This is a genomic window from Ruegeria sp. BG6 (assembly GCF_056538465.1).
The window spans coordinates 367393-390069 of the sequence record NZ_JBQFTB010000002.1; the positions used below are offsets into that span (position 1 = coordinate 367393).

At 58.1% G+C, this 22677-nt stretch carries 21 protein-coding genes; 5 read left to right on the plus strand and 16 right to left on the minus strand.

From position 1 onward, the window contains the following. Nucleotides 1-474 precede the first annotated feature (474 nt). The 10 genes from ACR0JW_RS06575 to ACR0JW_RS06620 form a co-directional block, all read right to left on the minus strand. Complete coding sequence (locus ACR0JW_RS06575) at nucleotides 475-819, minus strand: RidA family protein (RefSeq protein WP_170611602.1); 345 nt, start codon at nucleotides 817-819, stop codon at nucleotides 475-477. A gap of 14 nt (nucleotides 820-833) precedes the next feature. Next, complete coding sequence (locus tag ACR0JW_RS06580) at nucleotides 834-1028, minus strand: FAD-binding oxidoreductase (protein WP_170611600.1); 195 nt, start codon at nucleotides 1026-1028, stop codon at nucleotides 834-836. Nucleotides 1029-1171: 143 nt separating this feature from the next. Next, a complete protein-coding gene (locus ACR0JW_RS06585; RefSeq protein ID WP_170619659.1) occupies nucleotides 1172-1999 on the minus strand; it encodes a DeoR/GlpR family DNA-binding transcription regulator in 828 nt (275 codons plus the stop codon). Nucleotides 2000-2332: 333 nt separating this feature from the next. Continuing rightward, complete coding sequence (locus ACR0JW_RS06590) at nucleotides 2333-4033, minus strand: Na/Pi cotransporter family protein (RefSeq protein WP_480713718.1); 1701 nt, start codon at nucleotides 4031-4033, stop codon at nucleotides 2333-2335. A 4-nt stretch (nucleotides 4034-4037) separates the two neighbouring features. Further along, a complete protein-coding gene (locus ACR0JW_RS06595) occupies nucleotides 4038-4835 on the minus strand; it encodes an inositol monophosphatase family protein (protein WP_480713719.1) in 798 nt (265 codons plus the stop codon). Between the two features lie 736 nt (nucleotides 4836-5571). Then, nucleotides 5572-7083 carry a class I adenylate-forming enzyme family protein gene (locus ACR0JW_RS06600; RefSeq protein ID WP_480713720.1) on the minus strand — a complete coding sequence of 504 codons (1512 nt, stop codon included), beginning with the start codon at nucleotides 7081-7083 and terminating at the stop codon, nucleotides 5572-5574. After that, entirely contained in the window at nucleotides 7080-8501 is a 1422-nt protein-coding gene (gene sauS, locus ACR0JW_RS06605) for an acylating sulfoacetaldehyde dehydrogenase (protein ID WP_480713721.1), read from the minus strand. The genes ACR0JW_RS06600 and sauS overlap by 4 nt, the downstream gene beginning before the upstream one ends. Before the next feature lie 60 nt (nucleotides 8502-8561). Continuing rightward, nucleotides 8562-9521 carry a tripartite tricarboxylate transporter substrate binding protein gene (locus tag ACR0JW_RS06610; protein ID WP_170679177.1) on the minus strand — a complete coding sequence of 320 codons (960 nt, stop codon included), beginning with the start codon at nucleotides 9519-9521 and terminating at the stop codon, nucleotides 8562-8564. A 43-nt stretch (nucleotides 9522-9564) separates the two neighbouring features. Then, the gene (locus ACR0JW_RS06615) at nucleotides 9565-10020 is read right to left on the minus strand and encodes a tripartite tricarboxylate transporter TctB family protein (protein WP_170679178.1); all 456 of its coding nucleotides are present in this window, start codon (nucleotides 10018-10020) and stop codon (nucleotides 9565-9567) included. After that, entirely contained in the window at nucleotides 10017-11528 is a 1512-nt protein-coding gene (locus ACR0JW_RS06620; protein WP_152459976.1) for a tripartite tricarboxylate transporter permease, read from the minus strand. Before ACR0JW_RS06620 ends, ACR0JW_RS06615 begins: the two co-directional genes overlap by 4 nt. A gap of 113 nt (nucleotides 11529-11641) precedes the next feature. Between ACR0JW_RS06620 and ACR0JW_RS06625 the strand changes: the two genes are divergently transcribed. Continuing rightward, nucleotides 11642-12682 (plus strand): LacI family DNA-binding transcriptional regulator, encoded by a 1041-nt coding sequence (locus ACR0JW_RS06625; RefSeq protein WP_170824742.1) that lies wholly within the window; start codon nucleotides 11642-11644, stop codon nucleotides 12680-12682. Between the two features lie 53 nt (nucleotides 12683-12735). Here ACR0JW_RS06625 and ACR0JW_RS06630 read toward each other — a convergent pair whose 3' ends face one another. From ACR0JW_RS06630 to ACR0JW_RS06655, 6 genes are all read right to left on the minus strand, one after another. After that, the gene (locus ACR0JW_RS06630; RefSeq protein WP_170679182.1) at nucleotides 12736-13029 is read right to left on the minus strand and encodes a hypothetical protein; all 294 of its coding nucleotides are present in this window, start codon (nucleotides 13027-13029) and stop codon (nucleotides 12736-12738) included. Further along, on the minus strand, nucleotides 13019-14071 hold the full coding sequence (locus ACR0JW_RS06635; RefSeq protein ID WP_170679184.1) for a hypothetical protein: 1053 nt from the start codon (nucleotides 14069-14071) through the stop codon (nucleotides 13019-13021). Before ACR0JW_RS06635 ends, ACR0JW_RS06630 begins: the two co-directional genes overlap by 11 nt. Beyond that, entirely contained in the window at nucleotides 14068-14478 is a 411-nt protein-coding gene (locus ACR0JW_RS06640) for a DUF4383 domain-containing protein (RefSeq protein WP_170824740.1), read from the minus strand. The genes ACR0JW_RS06635 and ACR0JW_RS06640 overlap by 4 nt, the downstream gene beginning before the upstream one ends. Next, complete coding sequence (locus tag ACR0JW_RS06645; RefSeq protein ID WP_480713722.1) at nucleotides 14475-15959, minus strand: FAD-binding oxidoreductase; 1485 nt, start codon at nucleotides 15957-15959, stop codon at nucleotides 14475-14477. The genes ACR0JW_RS06640 and ACR0JW_RS06645 overlap by 4 nt, the downstream gene beginning before the upstream one ends. Before the next feature lie 343 nt (nucleotides 15960-16302). Further along, a complete protein-coding gene (locus ACR0JW_RS06650) occupies nucleotides 16303-16665 on the minus strand; it encodes a nuclear transport factor 2 family protein (protein ID WP_170679190.1) in 363 nt (120 codons plus the stop codon). A gap of 195 nt (nucleotides 16666-16860) precedes the next feature. Continuing rightward, nucleotides 16861-18930 carry an oxidoreductase gene (locus tag ACR0JW_RS06655; protein WP_170679192.1) on the minus strand — a complete coding sequence of 690 codons (2070 nt, stop codon included), beginning with the start codon at nucleotides 18928-18930 and terminating at the stop codon, nucleotides 16861-16863. Nucleotides 18931-19097: 167 nt separating this feature from the next. On the opposite strand from ACR0JW_RS06655, the gene ACR0JW_RS06660 reads away from it, so the two are divergent. The 4 genes from ACR0JW_RS06660 to ACR0JW_RS06675 all read left to right on the plus strand — a co-directional run bounded on the left by ACR0JW_RS06660 (nucleotide 19098) and on the right by ACR0JW_RS06675 (nucleotide 22673). Further along, complete coding sequence (locus tag ACR0JW_RS06660) at nucleotides 19098-19901, plus strand: helix-turn-helix transcriptional regulator (RefSeq protein WP_480713723.1); 804 nt, start codon at nucleotides 19098-19100, stop codon at nucleotides 19899-19901. Between the two features lie 301 nt (nucleotides 19902-20202). Then, on the plus strand, nucleotides 20203-21480 hold the full coding sequence (locus ACR0JW_RS06665) for a flavin-containing monooxygenase (protein ID WP_170611572.1): 1278 nt from the start codon (nucleotides 20203-20205) through the stop codon (nucleotides 21478-21480). Nucleotides 21481-21497: 17 nt separating this feature from the next. Continuing rightward, entirely contained in the window at nucleotides 21498-21914 is a 417-nt protein-coding gene (locus tag ACR0JW_RS06670; protein WP_170611570.1) for a RidA family protein, read from the plus strand. An 84-nt stretch (nucleotides 21915-21998) separates the two neighbouring features. Further along, nucleotides 21999-22673 (plus strand): DUF1028 domain-containing protein, encoded by a 675-nt coding sequence (locus tag ACR0JW_RS06675; protein WP_170679195.1) that lies wholly within the window; start codon nucleotides 21999-22001, stop codon nucleotides 22671-22673. Nucleotides 22674-22677 lie beyond the last annotated feature (4 nt).

Here is a 22677-nt window from a genome sequence, read left to right on the forward strand (position 1 = left end):
TTCCCTTGGCATTCTAAACTTGAACGTGAGGTTCGAATGCTTGCCTTTTGTCACTCAGATTTTGGAACCAAGCCATTTGTGAATAAATTCTCAAAACGAACTTCGACCTGAATGATCTCAGGGTACCCTATTCGGATGGCGCGTCGCGTTTCAGTCACGCCGGACTGGTCAATCAGAGTAATTTAGCCGACACACAAGAAAATACACTGCAGAGTGGTTCAGTTTTCCAACATTCTTTGAAAGGTTGGCTGCATAAGACCACGATCTGTTTTTGCCCGCATTTGGCGAAATACAGGCTTCAGAGAACCGAGTCGAATTGATCTTTAATTAAACAGCCACTCACCCACCGGCACCTATTCCGTTGACGGCCAACGCATTTCACCAGAACCAAGGCGGTGAACTTTTTCGAAGAACGACAAACGCAACCGACCGCTTCATGCCTTATGGTCTGGGCAAGACGGTTTGATTGATAAATCAGTCGCAGGCAGCGGTGACGATCATCTCGACCTTCAGAACATCGCGCGCCAGTTTGGCTTCGCCGCACGCGCGGGCCGGAGCGTGGCCCGCCGGTACCCAGGCATCCCAGACTTCGTTCATCTCGGCAAAATCTGCCATGTCCGCGAGCCAGATCGTGCATTGTAGAACTCGCGTCTTGTCACTGCCCGCTTTGGCCAGCAGATCCTCGACCTTGGCCAGGATTTCGCGGGTCTGATCCGCCACAGTGGCCGCATCCGAAGTCTGCCCACACAGATAGGCAACACCATTGTGCTTGACGACCTTGCTCATGCGTTGGCCGGTTTCGATACGGGTGATTGTCATGTCGGATCTCTCCATCAAGGGACCTTGCGGTCAAATCGATCAATGCGGAAGGGCGATAGATTGAAACGGCCTGCTCCGCCAGTCATCAAATCCGCCAGAACCTGCTCTACGACAGGAGCCATCTGTAATCCATGCGTTGAAATCCTGAAAGCGCGAAAGGCGCGCGGCGTATCCGCGGCCGATCCGATGACCGGCAGGTTGTCAGGCATGCAGGTCTCCAACCCGGCTCACCTTCGTTGCCTGCCAAATCTCTGTCGGCGCTTTCGGCAACGGCCACAACTGACATCAGGAGTGTCTGTTATTGTCTCCCATAGGCAAGCGCGCTTTCGTTTTCCTTTGATCGCGTAACAGGTCAGGTGATCGCGCCACCGCTACCTTTCTTCTTCTTTTTGCCACCCCGGCGAGATGTGATGTGAATTTTGACCCCAGCATCCTTCAAAGCCGCGGCAAAAGGTTCGGGCGGTGCAGCATCGGTCACCAGATCGGTGACCTGGTCAAACCGACAGGCCACATTGGCCGCTCTCTCTCCGAACTTCGTGTGATCCACCGCAACGATCATGCGCCGGGTGTTGTTATGCAACGCGCGCGTCAGTTCAGCCTCCAGCGGGTTTAGCGCAAGAACCCCTCCGGAAAGCGACAGGGCATCCGCGCCACAAATTACCGCGTCATAGCTGTACTGGCAGGCAAGCTGCTCGGCGGCACGACCGAAACTGCCGCGTTCGGATCGAATTACCTCTCCCCCGGCCAGAACCGCACGCGTTCCGTTGTGATCAGCCAGCGATGCGACAACCGACAGCGAATTGCTGACCACGGTCAAATTTTTCCGGTCGCGCAATTGCTCGGCGACATGCGTCATGGTTGACCCCACCGTAAGGAACAGCACCATGCCGTCCTCGACAATCTGACTGACTTTTTTCGCGATAAGCGTCTTTTCTTCCGCGTTGAGTTCCAGCGCCCCGGAAAACATTGGTGTATCCTGCGCACGCGACAGAAAGGTCCCGCCGTGCACCCTTTCAACCATGTTTTTCTTTGCCAGGCCTTTGACCAGTCGACGAACAGTTTCTTCCGAAACGTCCATGACCTGCGCAATCTGTGTATTGCGCGCCGAGCCTCCCAGCCGCGCCAGCACATCAAGCAGCTCTCGGCCGCGATGGGGGATGTTTTCGCTGTCGTCAGCCATCATCAAATTTCACCACAGTTTCGCCTAAAGTTCCACGTTGCAAGTAATTGTTCTGTGACAATTTCCGCCTTTTTGTTCGGGCATCCTCATATACCAACAAATTCGTTCACCGGGCCTCGCTTTGTTCTTTAGCTACAAGTCGAGTGTCAGCTTGACCGCCCTTTGGTTCGGCTCTGTTTCGCTGTTACGCGCCTATGAATCCGAAACAAACGTGCGGGGTCCGTTTCAGATCACAACGCGGCTTTGAAGAGGTTTGTGAGATTGATGGCGTTTCCGCCGGGGCTGTCGTTGAGGTCCTGCAAAAGGCGCGGAAGCCGCCATCGACCGGTGCTGTCATCCATCGGCCTCTGTGTCCGCATCCTTTTCCATCCGCGGCATTTCTTCGATCAGGCGCGTTTCAAGCAATTGTCCGTTCCGATACAGGATCGGATAAGCCACGGCCGCGATGTGACTGTTGAACTCCCGGAACGCGCGCAATGTCTCCAGATGGATGTCGCTGGTCTCAAAACTTTCCGTGCTGCCATGCTGCAAACGTCTGAGGTGGCGTTTGCGACTGTCACGCTCAGCCCGCTTGATCTCGGTTTTTTCAAGGCTCAACAGGCGGGCGCTTTCCAGATCGTCCGAGATCAACACATTTGAGGCCAATTTCAGATTGGCCAGGATGCCTTCGTGCATTTCGACCAGTTCCGACCATCCCTCTTTCGAGAATGAGGCCCTTTTTTTGCGCATGTCGGCGGCCAGAACGGTCAGTCGCTTGGCAACGACATCGCCTGCGGTTTCCAGACGAATTGCGTATTCCATCAGGTCCCGGGCCACCTTGGCGTTTTGCCTGCCGAACTCTTCGGCTGAAATGGCGGCCACGTATTTCCGGATGCCCGACAAGCAGTCGTTCACGTCTTCATCCACCAGCCGAACAGCACGTATCTGCTCCTTGTCACCGCTGCGGTACAACTCCAGCGACGGCCTGAACATCGACTCGACCAGATCGCTCATCCGCAACAGCTCGCGCTTGAGACTTGAAAGCGCCTGACTGGGGCTGCCGCTATCGCGCATATCCAGCGCGCTGGTCGGACGGCCCGGCTGGACCATCGCCTCGGCTGATTTCGGTTCCGGAAAAAGCCGTTCGAACGGAGCACGCAAACGTCCGCAGAACGGCAAAGCCAACACAAGCAACGAGGCGTTGAACGCCAGATGCGCATTGACCAGCATCTGCCCGCCTTGCAGATCTCCCAAAACACCCGCACGCAAAGCCGCAGTAGCTGCAAACAGGGTGACCACGGCCCAACTGCCACGCAACGCGAGATTGGCGAACGGAATGCGCCTGGCTGGCATTTCCATCCCCCGGGTCAACCAAACCGGTATGAAGGCCGAGCCGAAATTCGCCCCCAACACCAGCGACAGTCCGGCGGCAAACGGAATTGCGCCAATCTGAACCAGTGTCACACACATCAGGATCGCCGCGACCGATGAATGCATGACAAAGGCCAGCGCTCCGCCGACCAAGAATGCGGTTATGTAATCTCGGGCCAGATATTCTGCGACGGCAGGCAGAAAAGCACTGTCCCGGATCGGATCCATCGCCTCGCGCAGAAAGCGCAATGAGATCAGAATGAACGCAACACCCATCAGGATGCGACCCAGTTGCCGGGGCTTTTTGGACTCGGTCTTGACGAAGAGATACCCGCCAATCGCCAGCAACAACGGAACCAGCCAGTCCAACTTGAAGGACAGGACCTGGATAATGAGCGCCGACCCAAGATCGGCCCCCAGCACAATCGCGAGACCGGTTGGAAAAGCCAGAAAACCGCCTGCGGCAAAACCGGATGTCAGCAGTGCAACTGCGGCTGAACTTTGCAGGACCACCGCCATTGCAAGACCGACCATTGATGCCTGCACATAGCTGCGCTGGCCCGTCATGACCCGCTGGAAAGAGGCCCCGTAGCTGCGCTCGATCCCGGTGCGCACCATTCGCACCGCGTAAAGCAGCAACATCGTGGCTCCGGCCAGACTGATGAGGAAGCTTACAATCGCCATGATCCTATCCGTTCACCATTTCCAGCATTTCCGCATGCAGCTCGAGCGTCGCCGCCGAAATCACCCGACCATCCGAATTCAGGTCGAGTGGTTTACCATCCCAGCCCGTCATCACCCCACCTGCGGCCTCGATCACCGCCAGCACTGGCAGAAAGTCATAAGGTTGCAGATCATAGTCTATCACTGCGTCCACATGCCCCGCCGCAAGAAGCGCGTGCGGGTAGCAGTCATAGGCGAACCGCCTGGTCTGACCGGACTGCATCAGCTTGGCGAATAACGCCGGATGATCACGATAGATCTTATCCCCTTCGTTCACAAACAGGATGGACTGATCCAACCGCGTCTGGTTCGAAGTCGCGATCTCCTTGCCGTTCATTGTCGCGCCCTGACCGGATACACCAATGAAAACCTCATCTATCGCAGGCATGCCGATCACTCCGATATCCGGCTTACCATCGATCAGATGCCCAAGCAGAAATCCAAAAAGCGGATGCCCCGACAGGAAAGACCGGGTGCCGTCGATCGGATCAATAATCCAGACTTCGCGGCGGTTCTGCCCTTCAAACCCATGTTCTTCTCCAAAGATGCCGTGATCCGGAAAGTGTTGTTCCAGGTAGGCCCGAACCTGCGCCTCGACACACTTGTCGGCCTGCGTCACCGGGCTTTCGTCGGACTTGAACTCAACACCAAGTCTGCCGCGAAAGTACCCCCGTGCCGCCTTGTTGGCCAATTCGGCTATCTTCATCGCGTGTGACACCAATTCTGCCGTTTCGATCGTTTGAGAGTTCTTTGGATTCAGCATCCGTTTCTGTCCTGTTTACTTTTGGAGTCTTGGCTTAGTGAAACAACAACTGCGAAAGAACCCGCCGAAGGTCCGATCCCACGCCACTTGGAACGTTTTTCACAACCGGGCCCGCAATCTTTGCCCGCTTGTTGATAGGGTCCTGTTGTTCGGCGCACCATCTTGTGCCACGCACAATGCCAGACCCTTCGAAGAAATCATGGCTTTGCAGTGATCCGGGCAAGCTAACCCTCCGTTCCTGAAGGTTATGACTATAGCCAATTTGCGGCATCAAAATCCCACATTTCGCGATCAATCCCCATAATAAACCCACAAATTCTCTCCAACACAAGTGAAAAGTACTGATTTTGTTTGTTTGCGCGATAACTGTGTGGGTTTTTGGGGATTGCACAGGCCTCTTTCCAACCGGCTGAAACGGCTTGCGTAGAAAATGGGGTGTAAACAACGCCCGCACCGTCGGCCACACCGACACGTCGCAGGATCCAGCGCTCTTTTTACCCGAAGCCGATCCCCATATTGGCCGGGTCGGACAACTCATTACCGAAAGCGAACGGTATAACAACGCTTCACAGGCCGTGACCGCGCAGATTACGTCGAAAGTGGGCCTACGAGCTGGCGCTAGTTTTACTTTTCAGAGCTCGAATTTTCCGATCTGCTGGCACCCACGCGCCGGCAGCACGATCTGGGAACAGAGTTAGCCGATAGCGGCATGAAACTCGATCACCCGACCTGCATGTCAAACAGACCTTTTGCTGGTCTCTTCATTGATCATTTCGAGGATCTTGTTTCGCTGGATTTTTCCGGATGGCCCCTTTGGCAGGTCCTGCAAAACATGAACTTCATCGGGCGACTTGAAATGGCCCAACTGAGCATTGCAAAGCCTGGACAATTCCAGTGGCGTCAAAGCGGAACCTTCGCGAATTTTCACCGCCGCCTCGACAGTCTCACCATAGCTGGCACAAGGTCGGGCGAAGGCGGCGGCTTCGACAACATCGGGATGAGAATAAAGCACCTCGTCAATCTCGCGCGGCGCAATGTTTTCGCCCCCTTTGATGATAAGTTCCTTCAGCCTGCCGGTGACATAGACGTAGCCATCCTCATCCATACGGGCGAGGTCTCCGGTCCGCAGCCAGCCATCGGGTGTAAATGTGCCTGCGGTTGCGTCAGGGTTCTGGAGATATTCCAGCATGACATTCGGACCGCGTATGACCAGTTCGCCCTCTGCTCCGCGTGGTACGGGCCGGAGGTTCTTGTCAAAAATATCCGCCTCATTTCCAAAAGGGATACCCGGTGATCCGATTTTGCGAATGCCGGGCGGCAACGGATTGGACAGTATCTGCGCGGCGGTTTCCGTAAGCCCCATGGTCTCGACAATCGGGATTTCGAAACGGTTTTCAAACGCACGCTGCACGTCCGGCGCCAAAGCGGAAGATGCAGAACGGCCAAAACGCACACGATGGCGGGTCGGCGCATCCGGTTTTGTATCGGAATGCAGCAGGTGGGAAATGATGGTCGGAACCACCGAAAACCATGTCGCCTCGGCCTTCCCAAGGTTTTCCCAGAACCGGCTGGCGGAAAATCGTTCACACATGGCCAATGATCCGCCAGAGACAAGCGTTCCCATAACCGTCACGCACAGGCCGTTGATGTGGTAGATTGGCAGAACGCAAAACCCGCGATCAGCTTCGGACAGCTCATGTGCAACCACCGTGGTCCAGCCGCCCGCCAACAGGCTGGAATGGGTGTGAACGACGCCTTTTGGGCGCCCTGTTGTTCCGGACGTGTACATCAGAAGCGCGTGATCGCCCGGCGAAAGGTCGTGCAGATCGCCATCGGCATCTTTCGCATCTGAAGTTCTCAACGCGGTTATTTTCGCTGGGTCGGCCGTACGTTCAAACAAATCCACCTGTTCGGGGTGCACAAAACCATAGCGCGCACCGCTGTGGTCCAGCGCATAGGCCACCGCGCTGTCCCCCGCGACGAGGTTTATCATCGTCGCCCGGAACCCGCCGTAAAGGACGCCGAAAAGGACCTCCAGCGCTTCGCGGCAATTGGGATAAAGGATGGCGACGCTCTCTCCTTTTTCGACACCTAACCCGGTCAACATGACCGCAATTCTTTGCGCTGTTTCGCGCAGCTCGGGCCAGCTCAGGTCGCTCGCGCCATCCGGAAAAACGAAACCGGTTCCGCCCTCGGCTGCCCGTTTGTCCAGCCAGTCACGGAGGGTTCCTTTGGGCGGGTCGATCATTGCCCGGCCTCCGACCAGTACTTTCCGAAAATCTCTTCCAGCGCGGGCTCCCGCGGCGGAGTTTCACGCACGACTTTGGTGGTCTGGATGAAATGCCGCCAATGCAGGTTTGTGTCGATGGAGTTTCCCCCCCAGCTGCCACAGCCCATCGACAGGGAAAAAGGCATCCCGTTGGTAAAGCTACCGCCGGTGGCAAAGGTATGCGCCTGGTTTACGATAACACGACAGGTCGGCAGATCCCGGCCCAACCCGATCGCGCGCGCGTCGTCCGTTGTATGAATGCCAATCGAATGCCCTGCCCCCTGATGTGCCAGAATGCGGGCGGTGATTGTCCGGGCCTCTTCGAAATCTGCCGCGCGATAGAGCGCGAGTACCCGGCTAAGCTTTTCTCCGGAAAGGGGATGATCCGGGCCGATCCCGTCAGTCTCAACTGCCAGATATCGAGTTCCCTCGGGCACCTTGCCCGCCATGCCCAGCGCTTCAAGCATCTTGTCCGCGTCCTGCGCGATGACGGAACGGCTGAGATGACCATCGGGCCAGAGCCGGGCGATGATATCACCTGCTTCCGAGGAACGGACCAGGGCACCACCCTCGGCTGCCATCGCCGCAACGAAAGCGTCATAGACTGCATCCACCACGACCACCGCATTCTCGGACGAACAGGAGGTCGCGTTGTCGAAACATTTCGAAGCGGTAGTCTTTTCCGCTGCGGCCTGCAGATCGGCAGTCTCGTCGACAATCACCGTGACATTGCCAGCCCCAACGGCCACCGCCGGCGTACCGCAGGATTGTGCGCGATGAACGTTGTTTTGGCTTCCGGTGCAGATCACCCGGTCAACAGCCTCCATCAACCGTTGTGTCTTGGCCTTTGACCCGGGCGCAGGCAGCATCTGCACCAGATCGCGATTAAGCCCAAGCTTGTCGAATTCGGCATGTATGTAGCCAAGCAGCAATTCACAGGACGCAACACCTTTGGGGGACGGCGCAACCACGATGGCATTGCCACCCTTGAGTGCGTTGATGATGTTGTTGGCCGGCGTCGCGGCAGGGTTGGTCGACGGCACAACCGCACCAATCACGCCGATGGCGCGCGCGATCTCGGTGATACCTGTTACCGGATCATCGCTGACAATTCCGTGCGTATTGGCTTCGGCTATATCGCGCAGCAACCCGAGCGTCTTGCGGTGGTTTTTGGTGATCTTGTCGGGCACATTACCCAGGCCGGTGGTTTCCACGGCCAGTTCGGCAAGGGCCCGGTTGCGTTCCGGTTCCATGATGGCCCATCCCGCTGCAAGTGCCGCTTTGTCATATAGCGCCTGACTACCACTGGCTTCGTACGCAGACTGAGCGGCACGCGCCCGTTCGACGATCCGGTCCACTTCGGCAATTTCGGGGGCAATCCCGTCCTGAGCGTTCATCTTGGTCCTCGATAGATTGACCGGGGCGGACCTGTTCCGCCCCGTTTTAGAATGTCCGGGTCAGAGACCGGCCAGCAGTTCGTTCAGTGTTTGTTGACGCTGGCCCCACATCTCGATCACCTCGTCACGGGTCATGATGTGCATGGGCGACCCGCCGGCCTCCATCTTCTTGGCGACGCGCGAATTGGCAAACATCTCAGGTACTGTCGCGGCCAGCTTCTCGATCACTTCGGGCGGTGTTCCTTTTGGCACCATCACACCCCGGAAATTGACCGAAGAGTTGTCCACGTCCAGCCCCTGTTCCATCATCGTTGGAACATCCGGCAGAAACGCGTTGCGCTCAAGATCGGCGACACCCAGAATTTTGACATTGCCCGCTTCCTGCGCGCGGAATGCATCGGACAGGTTGTTGATGCCGCCCATGACCTCACCGGCAATCACGGCCTTCATGGCCGCCGCACCGCCACCCTTGGTCGGGATATAGGCCATCTTGGTTCCGGCTGCCTTGTCGATTTGCAGCGCCGCGATGTGGTGGCCCACAAACAACCCGGCACCGGATACCGTCAGCTTGCCCGGGTTTTCCTTGGCATAGGCAATGACATCCTCCATCGAGTTGAACGGGCTGTCGGCGCCCACGACAAATACCGCCGGGTCCGCGCCCCAGTTCGCGATGGGTTCAAAGCTGTCGGTCGAGTATTCCACGCCACCCTTGATCGACTGGGCGATGAAATGCGGAACATTGTAGGCCGCCAGCGTATAGCCGTCTGCATCCGCCTGTGTGGCGAACCAGTTCCAGCCCACGCGGCCACCCGCGCCGGGCTTGTTGATGATGGCGATGGGCATTCCCAGCGCGTCCTCGTTTCCGGCGGTCATGGTCACGATCCGCGCCTGAAAGTCCGTCGCGCCGCCAGCCCCGTAGCTGACCATCATCATGATCGGCCGCTCGGGATAGTCCTCGGCCGCCGCCGCACCCGTCAGGCTCATAAGGGCCAAAGCCGCCCCGGCTATCAATCGTTTCATTTTGCGTTTCCTCCCTGATTTGGTTCTTCCGCTGTTTGCGCGGTCAGAACAGAATTTCCCTTGGCGTGTAGACGTTGAGAAGCATGGAAAAGAGGCCGTACATCACTGCCACGAAGACGCCCGTGATGATCCCGCGCCGGATCCAGCTTTTGACGTCCGAATGCGGCGCCGGGTCATAGATCGACAACAGAATGAAGAAGGCGATTGTTGTCGCGGTGTAAAAACCCAGCGACTTGGCCGCCCAGAACACGTAGATCAGCGTCACGATCAGACCCGGCAGCATGTTGACAAACATCGTGCGCGTGACGCCGTTGCCAACCTTGGACAATCCCATGACTGCCTTGCCGAACGTCCATCCGGCCAGAACCACAAAAACGGTTGCGATCAGACGCGGGAACAGGAACGCCTCGGCCGGTTGCTGGGTGTAGCTGACCCAGGTCACCCAAAGGCCGACCGCAAAGACAAGACCTGATCCGAATACATGCTGCGAACGGTTCATGCCTGTGCCTCCTCTTTGGTGGTGTAGCGACGGTGGCGCAGCTCCATCCAAACCGAATAAGCGACCGAGGCCAGCACAATGGCGATCAGGAACAGGTTCAACCCGCCACTCAGGAAGTATGCGGCCTTGCCCACGGTGGCGTCAGCAATCATTCCGCCCTGAATGAAGTTGGCTTCGGCGATGGGTCCCAGGATCAGGCCCAAAACCAGTGGCGCGGCGGAAAAACCGAACCGTTCCAGAAAGAACATGCCGATCCCCAGACAGGCCATGACATAGACGTCACCCATCGAACCCTGAACCGAGTATGCTCCGAAAACGGACAGCGCCAGGACGATTGCAGCCATCACCGATTGCGGCACCTGCGCGACACGGGCTGCAAGACCGGCAACGTAAAGGCCAAAGATGCACATCAGTACCTGCCCGATCAGCATCGAGTTGATGAAGGTCCATGCCACGTCCGGGTGGTTGTCGAACAGGTCTGATCCCGGGAAGATGCCGTGGATCAGCAATCCGCCCAGCAGCACCGCAGCAGTGGGGCTTCCGGGGATCGAAAGGGTCAGCAGCGGCACCAGAGACGGGCCGACCATGGCATTGTTGGCGGATTCCGCGGCAATGACGCCCTCGGAATGACCGGTCCCGAACTTGTCTTTTTCGGATGAGAACTTCTTGGTCTGGTCATAGGCCACAAGGCCCGCGATCTGCCCACCGACACCCGGGATCAGGCCGATGATCGAACCTGTCAGTGTGCCGATGCTCAGGGCCCGCGTGCGGCTGAACAACTCCCGGAAGGCGGCCATTATCGAGTGGCGCTGCACCTCGATGACCTCGGCTCCGGCATTGTGGCGCCCTTTGGCGAACATCGTCAGAACCTGCGGGATTGCGAAAAGTCCGATCAGGGCGGCAATGATGTTGATGCCGCCACCCAAGGCGGGATGAAAAATGAACCTCTGCGCGCCCATGATGTCGTCGAAGCCGATGGTCGCAAGCCACAGCCCGATGCAACCCGACAGCAACCCTTTGACAACCGACGCGGAATCCAGCGTTCCGATCACCGTGACACCCAGAATGGCCAGCCAGAACAGGTGCGACGGACCAAAGGCCAGCGCCCATTTCGCCAGAACCGGGGTCAGGAAGATCAGAAGCAAAACGCCAAATATCCCGCCGACGGCCGAGGCGAGAAAGGACAATTGCAGCGCCCGCGCACCCTGTCCCTGTTTCGCCATGGTGTGCCCGTCCAGCGTCGTGGCGATATTGGCAGGCGCTCCGGGGATTTTCAGCAAAATGGCGCTGACCGCGCCGCCCGCAACGGTCGAGGTATAGGCAGCGCCCAGCAGGATCAGGCCCTGCGCGGCCTCAAGCTGGAAGGTGAACGGGATCAGCAACGCAACCGCCATCGTGGGTGACAGGCCCGGCGTCGCCCCAAGGATCAACCCGCCGATCGTGCCACCCAAAAGCAACAGGAACGAGAGCGGCGTGAACACATCTCCGAAGTAGTAAATGAATTCCATTCAGGGCCTCCCAACCCGTCGGTTCACACTTTTACTTTTGTTGACAAATCAGGTTAGGCGATGAAAATAGTATTGCAAATGTTTTCATAAAATCGACTATGCGAGAGGGTTTTATGGCTAAATTTCAAAAAGATAAGGTGGATATCGTGGCCGTTGCAAAGGCCGCAAAAGTTTCACCCTCGACCGTTTCCCGCACCTTCAACCACCCCAGTCTGGTCAACCCTGCGACTCGGAAAAAGATCAACCGGGCCGTTCAGCGATTGGGCTACATCCGCAACCGCGCGGCTCAGACGATGCATGGAAAACGGTCGGGCACAATCGGCCTGGTGGTGCCAACAATCAACCACGCCATTTTTGCCGAAGTCATTCAGGCTTTTTCGGATTCAATCGACAAGGCCGGCTTCAGTCTCTTGCTGGCGTCGCACGGGTATGACCTGGATCGGGAATACGCCATGGTTCGCAAGCTGCTGGAACATCGCGTCGACGGCGTGGCACTGGTTGGGTTGGAACATTCCGATGCCACCGCCCGACTGATCGAACAGCAGAAAATCCCGGCGCTTGCGATCTGGAACTATTCCGAGGATTCCGCCCTTCCCTGTGTTGGGGCAGACAATCGACTGGCAGGACGTCTTGCGACCGAGCACCTGCTGGCCTTGGGGCACCGGGACATTGGATTGATCTTCCCCAAAACGACCGGCAATGACCGTGCGCAAAACCGGCTGTCCGCCGTGCATGATGCACTTGAGGAAATGGGTGTATCCATCCCGAGCGAGCATGAGTCGGAAGCTCCGTACAGTGTGTCTCAGGCCAAACAGGCCGCCCTGACGCTTTTGACGGAACATTCTCGTCCCACGGCCCTGCTTTGCGGAAATGACGTCATCGCGCAGGGCGCTTTGTTTGCGGCCCAGAGCCTAGGTTTGAAGGTTCCTGATGACCTCTCGATCATCGGTATCGGGGATTTCAAGGGATCCGCAGATGTCGAACCGGGGCTCACCACCATTCGAATCCCCGCCGAAACCATCGGCAAGCTCGCCGGTGAAAGGTTCACCGACTACATAACCTCGGATGAACCAGAGCCTTTCAGACTCTGCTGTGAACTGGAATGCATTGTCAGGGGAACAACTGCCAGCACTCGTTTTTCCCGAACTGTTTGAATGGTTCTTGCCCAGTAAGACAAGACGACCTCGTGATCCCAGGCGGGCCTTGCTCAATCTGCCTTCGGCATGGGCAAGCAGCCTGTCAATCCCGCAGGCAGCACTATCCAGGCCCCCGACCGATACAATAGTGGCACGAAGCCATCCTGCTCGGACGTGAGTGTAACGCTGACAACTGAAGCTGAGATCATCGATATTTCGTTCGGAAGGGACTGCAGAAACCCGTCGGTCGGGAACAAGACGACATAGGCCGGGGCCTCGTCCGTCAACAGGGCCGTCACCAGCATGACGACCAGCCAGCCGATCAGCATTGAAGGGATTGCAATCAGGACAGACCTAGTAGTCATGGATATGCTCCAGCTTCTGCTCTCCTAAATCTAATGCACGGATCCGGTCGGCCAATTCGGAAACCTTCACCACCATCAGATGCCGGTAATCGCCAGACCCTTGCCGTGACCGACTGTAGATCGCGCCGTCCATGTCCGGATCACCGGACAGAACTGTGAACAGGATGCCGTCATTCCCTGCGATCTCTACGAAATCCACTCCCTCACGCGCCCAGCGTTGCAGCAGAAGGGTCAACGCGCGGTATCGGGGAGTTTCCACTTCGATCCCCTGCGGATGCTCCGCCAGAACATGAACACCCTCCTCTTTGTCCAGCAGGGAACGGTCCGCATTTTCAACAATCATCCGCAGGGTCGGTTCATCCTGACCCACCTGCGCCACCGCATCGGCGATCACATCCGCATAGGCGGCCTTGACCCCGTATTCGATCCCCAGGGCGATCCGCCGCTCACGGTCCCGCAAATTGTCCGTGGCCTGTTCGTTCAAATCAGCCCGATCCTCGCGAAACCGCCATTTGTACCACGGAACCTGCTGCAAAAACCTGGCATAGCCAGCGGCTTGGCTGGCCGAGAGATCATCCAAAGGCGCCCGTGTCTGTCCGCGCAGCGCCGCGAAAACCCGGCCAAAGGTTTCCTCATAGGCGGCTTTGAGCAGCAATTCGGCGAAAAAACTGACCCCGATCACATAGACCATTTGCTTGGTCGCGCCATCAACCGCGCCATGGGAACTTGCAGCAGCACTCAGCGCGCAAAGCGAAGACCAGAACCCTCCGACAGCGCGAAAATATCCGTACTCATGCGGATCACCGGATTGGATGACCGTGGCGTAATCCTCGTAAGCATGAACGATGTGCCATTCCGGATAGGTCATCAGGGTCCGGGTTTCGGGTCGGTGAAAGGCGGGATCGATCAGCGCCTCATAGGCGGCAGGCTGGCCCGACCCCCGGCACATGATTTCCACATAGGCAATCGGCGACAGCAATCCCGCAACGCAGATCACCACCACCAGAAACAGCCATTTGCAGTATCGCCACAGCCGCCTCACCCGCGCTCGGCTCCGCCGCGAAACCCGGCCCAGACGCCGATTCCGCCCAATGCCAGATGCGGCAGGTTCGCAAGGAACCGCGGCAGCGACCAATCGGTGCCCAGCGATGCGTTGGTGAATATTCCAAGATCAAGGAACCCGTAGCCGGTGAAGATGCCGAATATCCCATCCCCCAGATAGGCCAGCCCGAACAGGATCAGAAATGTCCGCGCCGCCCGATGTGAAAGTAGCCCCGCGATCAGCGCCCACAGGGCCGAAGCCACATGCAGTGCATCGTCGTAGATATCCAGCGCAAAGATGCCAAAAACCAGCCCATCGTCATCCGTCAGGCCCGGGATATAGTTCAGCGACGCCGCGATCATGAGCGCCACGAAATACCCCAAACACAGTTTTTGCAGATTGCTCATAACTGCCCCAGATACTGATCCCAAAGATTGTTGCGCAGCACCAGATCGGGGTCCAGTTCCCGCTTTGCTTTCGCAAATTCCTCTGCCCGCGGGTAAGCGCCGGTCAACTGATCGATTTTGGCGTGCGGGCGGTAAGGCAGGTAATAGGCCCCACCGATCCCGACGATCCGGTCAATCAACGCGCGGGTCATGCGCGCCATATCCGCTTCACCGCGTTGGGTCAGCTCCTGACTGAAGGACATGACGGCAGCAATCCGCGGCACACGGGCAAAGGACAGCACGGACTGATCGTCCTGCGCCACATACCGAAGGGTCACATTCAGGAACTCCTGATACGAGGCCGGGATCACCTCGCGGCAGGCCTCGACAAAGCTGTCGAAAGCGTCAAACCCGACGAAATGCTCGTGCAAAATGTCCGTCCGGTCGGGGTTGCGATCATCCAGTGTCACCACCGGTTCATTGATCAGCGAGTTGCGCGTCACCTCACCTGACCCCAGAGCCGGGCCAACTCTGGTTTCATTCCACCAGCGGAAGGATTTGAACGTCTCATTGCCAAGCTGGGCGCGATAAATCCGGCTGGCCGCATGGGCCATCCATCCGGAACCGGAGGCCGCCGGCAGATCGTTTTGATCTTCTGTCTCGCGATAGGTGATCAACAGCGCCTTTTGAAAGAACGACTCGCGTTCCACATTCAGCCGCCCGTAGGCCATCGTCACTGCCGGATCCATGATTGCCGCCTTGAAACGGTCGGCAAATTCGCCGGTTTCCATCACATCAAATGTCGGAGACAGCCGGGCATTTCTGACCATCTCGATCTCCATGTCCACAATGACTCCGATAAGGCCGTATCCCCCCATCGCTAGGTTGAACAGATCGGTGTTTTCGGTTGGTGAACAGGTCGCCAGATCGCCGGACGGCAACACCATCCGCAGGGACCGCACAGTGGATCCCATCGGTCCGAACGGCACCGGCCAACCATGCGCATTGACCGAATAGGTCGCGGCGAGGCCGAAGTCATTGTTGGATTGCATCACTTTGGGCGACCATCCCTGGGGGTCGAGCGCCGCAATAACATCCGACCACCGCGCGCCTGCATGGGCGCGATAGCTTTGATTGATCGTATCCAGTTCGATACGTGCATTGTCAAAAGTCATGGCCGTGCCATCACGCGGGATCGCTTGCCCCCCCATGGAATGACGCGCCGCGCCGACGTTCAGGGGCCGTCTTTCTGCACGCGCCTGTGACATTTCTCGCCGGATCACCGCAACCAGTTCCTGATCGCCCTCTGAAATCCGCAGATGTTTGTGGATCGGCGTCGCCGACAGACCGCTTGCATCGTTCAGGTAGTTCTCCCCGGTCGGCGCGACGATGCGGTTTGCACCTGCATAGGTGGGCAACTCCGCCCGAAACAGGCCTGCCAATCCCCATCCCACCAAACCACCGGCACCGACCAGCGCGGCACGGCGTGTAAAATTCTTCATTATGTCTTCCTCCCACAGTCGGTGCGGAAACCCAAAACAATACTGAAATCAGCTGAGCTAATACCGTGTTTTGGAGGAGTTATCTCACAAAGTCATGGCTGCAGGGAAGGCACCGCAGAGAAATGAAACCAAGTGACAATTTCCGTGTGCGAAATGCCTGGAAGGAAACACGCCATTCCGCCCGATGACATGAAACTCTGCATCGGTCTCTCACGTTTTCGAACCCGCCGGTGGCGGCTTTCTGCGCGGATATTCAGGCCGCCTTGGAACCAGTGATCAAAGCCGACTGACGAACATCACGACAGCTTCATGCAAGTGACGAACAATAACCGCACTGCTTGGTTCAGGCGTCGAAGTTCCAGATGTCGCGCTGAACCTTCCAGCCGTCGTTGCCTTTCTGGAAGTAGAGAATGTACTTCCCTGAGAGGTCCTGCCCTCCCATCGAGCCCGTCAATGTTCCCATGGTGACGGCAAAATCTCCGCTGACATGCGCCCCGGTCGGGTTGGCCACGACGTTGCTTAGACCTCCGTCGATTGCGGCCTGCCAGTACTCGCGGATCGCGGTGTGACCTGACATGGTCGGTGCGCCCGGCGGCATGATCGCGCCGTCTTCGGCATAGGGTGCGGTTGCCTTGCCGGCATCCTTTGCGTTGATCCCTTCAATGATTGCCGCATCGAGCGCTTTAACGGTGTCCAGAACTGACATCTTCTCCTCCCGAGTTTTCCCGCAGATGATCACAGACTACCACAGTTGCCCGAGTCGCTTCACATCTGCGATGCCAGGACCGGGTAAGCCCCGAGAAAAGCGGAAGGCGACGAAGGCCAATCGGCTCAGCTTAGGTCGCTTTGCCTCAGGTCCTCCATCGCCCGATGAGTGGCGGCAAACAAACCTACGCCAATCTCAATCCGTTGCCAGTTCCGTGATCTCGCGGCGGAAGGGCAAGGCGTCCCCAATATCCGGCCCGTCCAGCTCGCGTGCGTATCGATGCCCGGCATAGGTCGCCCATGCAATCGGCCCCGGCGCGTTGGCGTCTCCGATCAGCTTGACGGACTTGATGCCTGCCTCGTCCCAATCGGTCTCTTTCGCCTTCAGGGCGTTGTAGACGCCGTTGTTCTCAAGCCGGGATGCGACCATTACGACGGCATCGGCTTCGATCTTCCAGGTGCGGTCCGTATACACACAGTTCGATACCACATGATCGGCGTGGATTTCCGCCACACCCTGATTGAGCACGATTTCGACCCCCGCTTCGACCAGTCGCGGGTGGATTGCGATCTGTTCCAGCGTGTTGTTCGTCCAGTCGCTGACATAGGCTGACGGCGTGACAAGCGTGACAAGCGCTCCGTTTCTGGCCAGCAACTCGGCCAGCACGCCGCCCATGTAGTAGTGGTCGTCGTCATACACCACCACGCGGCCCGAAGGGATCGTACCATCCATCAGGTCGTCAGGCGTATAGACCTTGGCGCCATCTGCAATCGGCATTGGCACGACATGCTGACGGGCAACACCGTCGCGACGCCATGTGGATCCGGTCGCGATACAGACGTTTTCGAATCCGAACTCAAGAATGCTGTCGGCATCCAGCTCACTCTCTCGGTAGATCTCCACGTTCGGGCGCTGTTGCAACTGGTATTCCCGGTGGTCCACGACACGCCCCCAGGCGCTGAGCCCCGGCAGCGCGCGTTCGCGGGTGACACGTCCACCGATCACGTCCCGCGCTTCGGCCACGGCCACATCGTATCCGCGGCGGCACAGCGCCCAGGCCGCTTCAAGTCCCGCAGGACCAGAGCCAACAATCAGCACGTTCGAGCTGTCGCCCTTTTCGTTCATCTTCTCGGGATGCCAGCCCTTGCGCCATTCCTCCATGAAGGTCGGGTTCTGGGTGCAGCGGCTGATCGACATGGTCATGTCGCCGGTGATGCAGATATTGCAGCCGATGCATTCGCGGATGTCGTCGATCCGGCCTTCCTCGATCTTCTTCGGCAGGAACGGGTCGGCAATGGATGGGCGGGCGCAGCCGATGAAATCCAGCGTTCCGGACTTGATCATCCTGGCCATCACATCCGGTGAAGTGAACCGCCCTACCCCGACGATGGGCTTGTCTGTCAGTTCATGAATGCCGCGCACAAGATGTTCCTGCGCCGCCTCTTCCTTGAACCGCGACGGGCCCGAGCAATCTTCCCATGTGCCCTGCGCCAGATCCCAGAGATCGGGCAGATCCTTGTTCATCTCGACATAGTCGCGCACCTCGGCGTTCGAGAAGCCAAGTTCGCCGATGGTTTCGTCCAGCGACACCCGCAGCGTGATCGCCATCTTGTCGCCCACAGCGTCGCGCATGTCAGCGATGACTTCCTGACTGAACCGGGCCCGGTTTTCCAGAGAGCCGCCATATTCATCGCTGCGCTGGTTGGTCGCCCGGCTCAGGAAGTGCTGAAAAATCCCGAACCCGTGCGCGCCATACAGGCAGATCAGGTCAAATCCGGCATCCTGCGACCGTTTGGCCGCATTCACGAACCAACGGCGCAGGTCCCGGATGTCCTGCTTGTCCAGTGCGCGCGCCTGAACCGGATCGTTGGTGAACGTCCGGATCGGCAATGCGGTCGGTGCCAGCGGTACCTCTTTCGTGTAAAGGTTCGGCCCGTTGATGCCCGAATAGGCCATTTGGATCCCGGCCAGCGCGCCATGTTCTTTCATTTTCTCGGACATCTTGCGCAGTTGCGGAATGTCCTTGTCTTCCCACAAACGCAATTCGATGAACGGCGTGATCTCCGAGGTATGGTGCATCTCGCACTGTTCGGTAAAGATCACGCCCCAGCCGCCCTCGGCCTTGATACCCCGCATCGCAGCAGCAGCCGAAGGATCACGATAGCCGCCGCCATTGCAGTGCGGCACCTGATAGAAGCGGTTCTTGGCGGTCAGCGGGCCAATCTTCATCGGTTCGAACAGAACATCATAGCGTGGATCGCGCATTGCTGGATCTCCCTTAGGCATCTGGCGGTATTGCCCTGTGGCGGGCCGAAATTCTGATGGTCAGAGCGTATTTCGCGCTGGATATACCCCCTTATTTCGACAATCATGGTAGATCACGGATCACGAGGGGGTATATACCCCCAAAGAGGTATAGCGCCGTGGACCACATGCCCAAGCCAGAGCTTCTGGCAGACACAATCCTGTCCATAGGTACCACCGGGTTTGCCCGGCGATTGCAAAACTGGCTCGGCGCCTGCCTGCGTATCGATAACATGACCATCGTCGCTTTTTTCAAAAGCCAACAACCAGAGGTCTTTCTGACCCAAGCCAGCGAGAAGCGCGTTTTTGAACGTATGAACAGCCATTATGTAACGGGCGCCTACCTGCTGGACCCGTTCTATTCCCTGCACGCGGCAGACGCGGCAGATGGGATGTACCGACTAAGCGACATTGCCCCGGACCAGTTTCATCGCAACGAGTACTACAAATCCTACTATCAACGCACCACGCTCGCCGACGAGATCGCATTCTTCTCGTCTCCGACGCAGGGCGTGTCGATAACCGTCTGTCTGGGGCGGGATGCGACCACCGCATCACGGTTTTCATCCCGTGATCTTGAACAGGCAAGGCAGTTGGCCCCAGTTGTAAACGCTCTGGTCAGGCAGAACTGGTCGGACCTCAGACCGCAGGGCTCAGACACGCCGGAAGATGTCGTCGATCTTTTGCGTCACCGGCTGACTTCGGAACTCGAGATCAGCTTGAGCGCAAGGCAGGCTGAGATCGCACTTTTGATCCTGCAGGGGCATTCGTCTGTTTCCATCGGCCTCACGCTTGGGATCAGCCCGCAAACCGTCAAAGTCATACGCAAGCAGCTTTACAGGAAATGCCAGATATCTTCGCAGGGAGAGCTGTTTTATCTGATCGCACCGTACCTGTCCGATCACGGCCAACTGCAATCAAAACAAGCGTAAATCCTGCCAGATTAGCCAAAACCTAACTAGGGGTAAGCTAGACAGTAATTTCGCCCAATTCCAACTTGTGGGACGTTCCTCACGAAACGCGCAAGGCGTGCTGGATCGGCACGGAAAGCTGTAATCGCGAAGTGACCGTCGCCCGAACAATGGTCACTTTGACGACTGCACGCCGTCCTCCGAAATCGGTGATTACAAGGGCCTCCATATTAGGAACCATCTGTCAGACCCTATCCAGTTCAGCCAGGAGTTTGCCCGGCCATTTGTGTCGGACCGAGATACAGTCAAAGGGAAACGAAACATGCCCATCGAGAAAACGGACACACTGGTTGTTGGTGGCGGTCAAGCCGGTATCGCGCTCAGCGAGCATCTGGGAAACAACAATGTTCCGCATATCATTCTGGAAAAGAACCGGACGGCCGAGGCATGGCGTACCGGTCGCTGGGATGCTCTGGTCGCCAACGGCCCGGCCTGGCACGATCGTTTCCCGAGCCTGCTGTTCAAGGGCGACGATCCGGATGCCTTTGTCTCGAAAGACCGGGTGGCCAACTATCTTGTCGAATATGCCGAAATGGTGAACGCGCCCATCCGCGAAGGCGTCGAGGCGCTCAGGGCCGAGCGTATGCCCGGCGAGGGCGGCTTCCGTGTCGAAACTTCGGCCGGTGAAATCCATGCCAAGCGCATTGTTGCCGCTACGGGCGCTTTCCAGCATCCGGTGATCCCGCCGATTGTGCCGGAAACGGAAGGTGTCGACCAGATTCACTCGTTTTTCTACAAGAACCCCGGCCAGTTGGCCGAAGGTGCCGTGATGGTCGTCGGTGCCGGATCATCCGGCGCACAGATCGCGGATGAGCTGAACCGGGCCGGCCGCAAGGTGTTTCTGTCGGTCGGACCGCATGACCGCCCGCCGCGCCGCTATCGAGGCCGGGATTTCGTCTGGTGGTTGGGCGTTCTGGGCCTGTGGGACGTGGCCGCGATGAAGCCGGGAACCGAACACGTGACCATCTCGGTCAGCGGTGCCTATGGCGGGCACACAATGGATTTCCGTCGTCTTGGCAACGAAGGCGTTACCCTGGTTGGCATGACAAAAAGCTTCGAGAACGGCGTTCTGAGCTTCGCCGACGATTTGCAGCGCAATGTGGCCGCTGGCGATGCCAATTATCACGAAATGCTGGATTTGGCGGACGCCTATGTGGACCGCACCGGCCTTGATCTTCCGGAAGAACCCGAGGCCCGCGAAGCCTTCGCCGATCCCGACAGCCTGACCAATCCGCTCGGTTCGGTCGATTTCACCAAGGAAGGCATTACCACGATCATCTGGGCCACGGGCTTCCGTCAGGATTTCAGCTGGATCAAGGCCAATGCCTTCGACAACAAAGGCGCGCCGATCCATCAGCGTGGGGTTTCGGTTGAACCGGACGTGTATTTCCTTGGCCTGCCCTGGCAGTCACGCCGCGGCTCGACCTTCCTGTGGGGCGTCTGGCACGATGCGAAATACATTGCCGATCAGATCGCGATCCAGCGGGCCTATGCCGATTATGACGGCGAAGCAGCCATCATTGCCCCCGCAGCAGAGTAAGAAGACAGGACCCCGACATGGCGCATACACGTATCCGCAAATTCAATACCTCTGACACCTACCCCGAGCAAAACCTCGACAACGACCTTTGCCAGGCCGTTGTGACTCAGGGTGGCAAGACCGTCTACCTGCGTGGCCAGTGCCCGCAGAACCTGGACGATGCGGTCAACATCGAAAGTCACGACCCGGTCGAGCAGACCCACAAGGTGATGCAGAACATCAAGCAGCTGATCGAGGAATGCGGCGGCTCGATGGAGCATCTGGTCAAGGTCGTCGTCTACATCACCGATGTCCGCCACCGCGAGGCCGTCTATCGCACCATGGGCGAATACATCAAAGGCGTTCATCCGGTCTCGACCGGTCTGGTGGTTCAGGCGCTGGCGCGTCCGGAATGGCTGGTCGAAATCGACGGCACCGCCGTTATCCCTGACTGATCGTTTCGATCAGTCGACAGACCGGACCGCGTCCCTTTCTTGCTCTCACGCGCGGTCCGGTTGCTGTGATTCAAGGAGACCTGAATGACTTTTTCATTGGTTGCCCGCTGCGCTGAAACCGGAATGTTCGGCTTAGCGATTTCATCCTCGTCGCCCGCCGTGGCGGCCCGCTGTTCCTTTGCCCGCGCCGGAGTTGGGGCGGTCGCAACGCAGAACGTGACCGACCCCAGCCTTGGTCCGCTGACGCTGGACCTGATGGAACAGGGCAAGACCGCACCCGAGGCTATCGAGGCCATGAAGGCCAGCGCAAAATTCATCGAATACCGTCAGGTGCTGGCTGTAGATACGGCCGGGCGCACCGCAATTCACTCCGGCCCGAACAGCCTTGGTATCTGGACACAGGCGCAGGCCGAGAACGTCGCATCGGGCGGGAACCTGCTGGACAATGACGGCATTCCGCAGGCCATCGTCGACGGGTTCCTTTCGGCCTCGGGCCATATCGGCGACCGCCTGATTGCCGCGATGCGCGCGGGACTTGCTGCGGGTGGCGAGGCCGGTCCGGTGCATTCCGCAGGCCTGAAGATTGTCGACAAAGTTAGCTGGCCGGTGGCCGATCTGCGCTGCGACTGGACCGAGGATTGTCCCATCGAGGCTGTTGCAACCGCTTGGGACATCTACAGGCCACAACTGGACGCCTACATCCAGCGCGCACTCGACCCGCGCGAGGCGCCGTCCTACGGCGTTCCCGGCGACCAGTAATCAG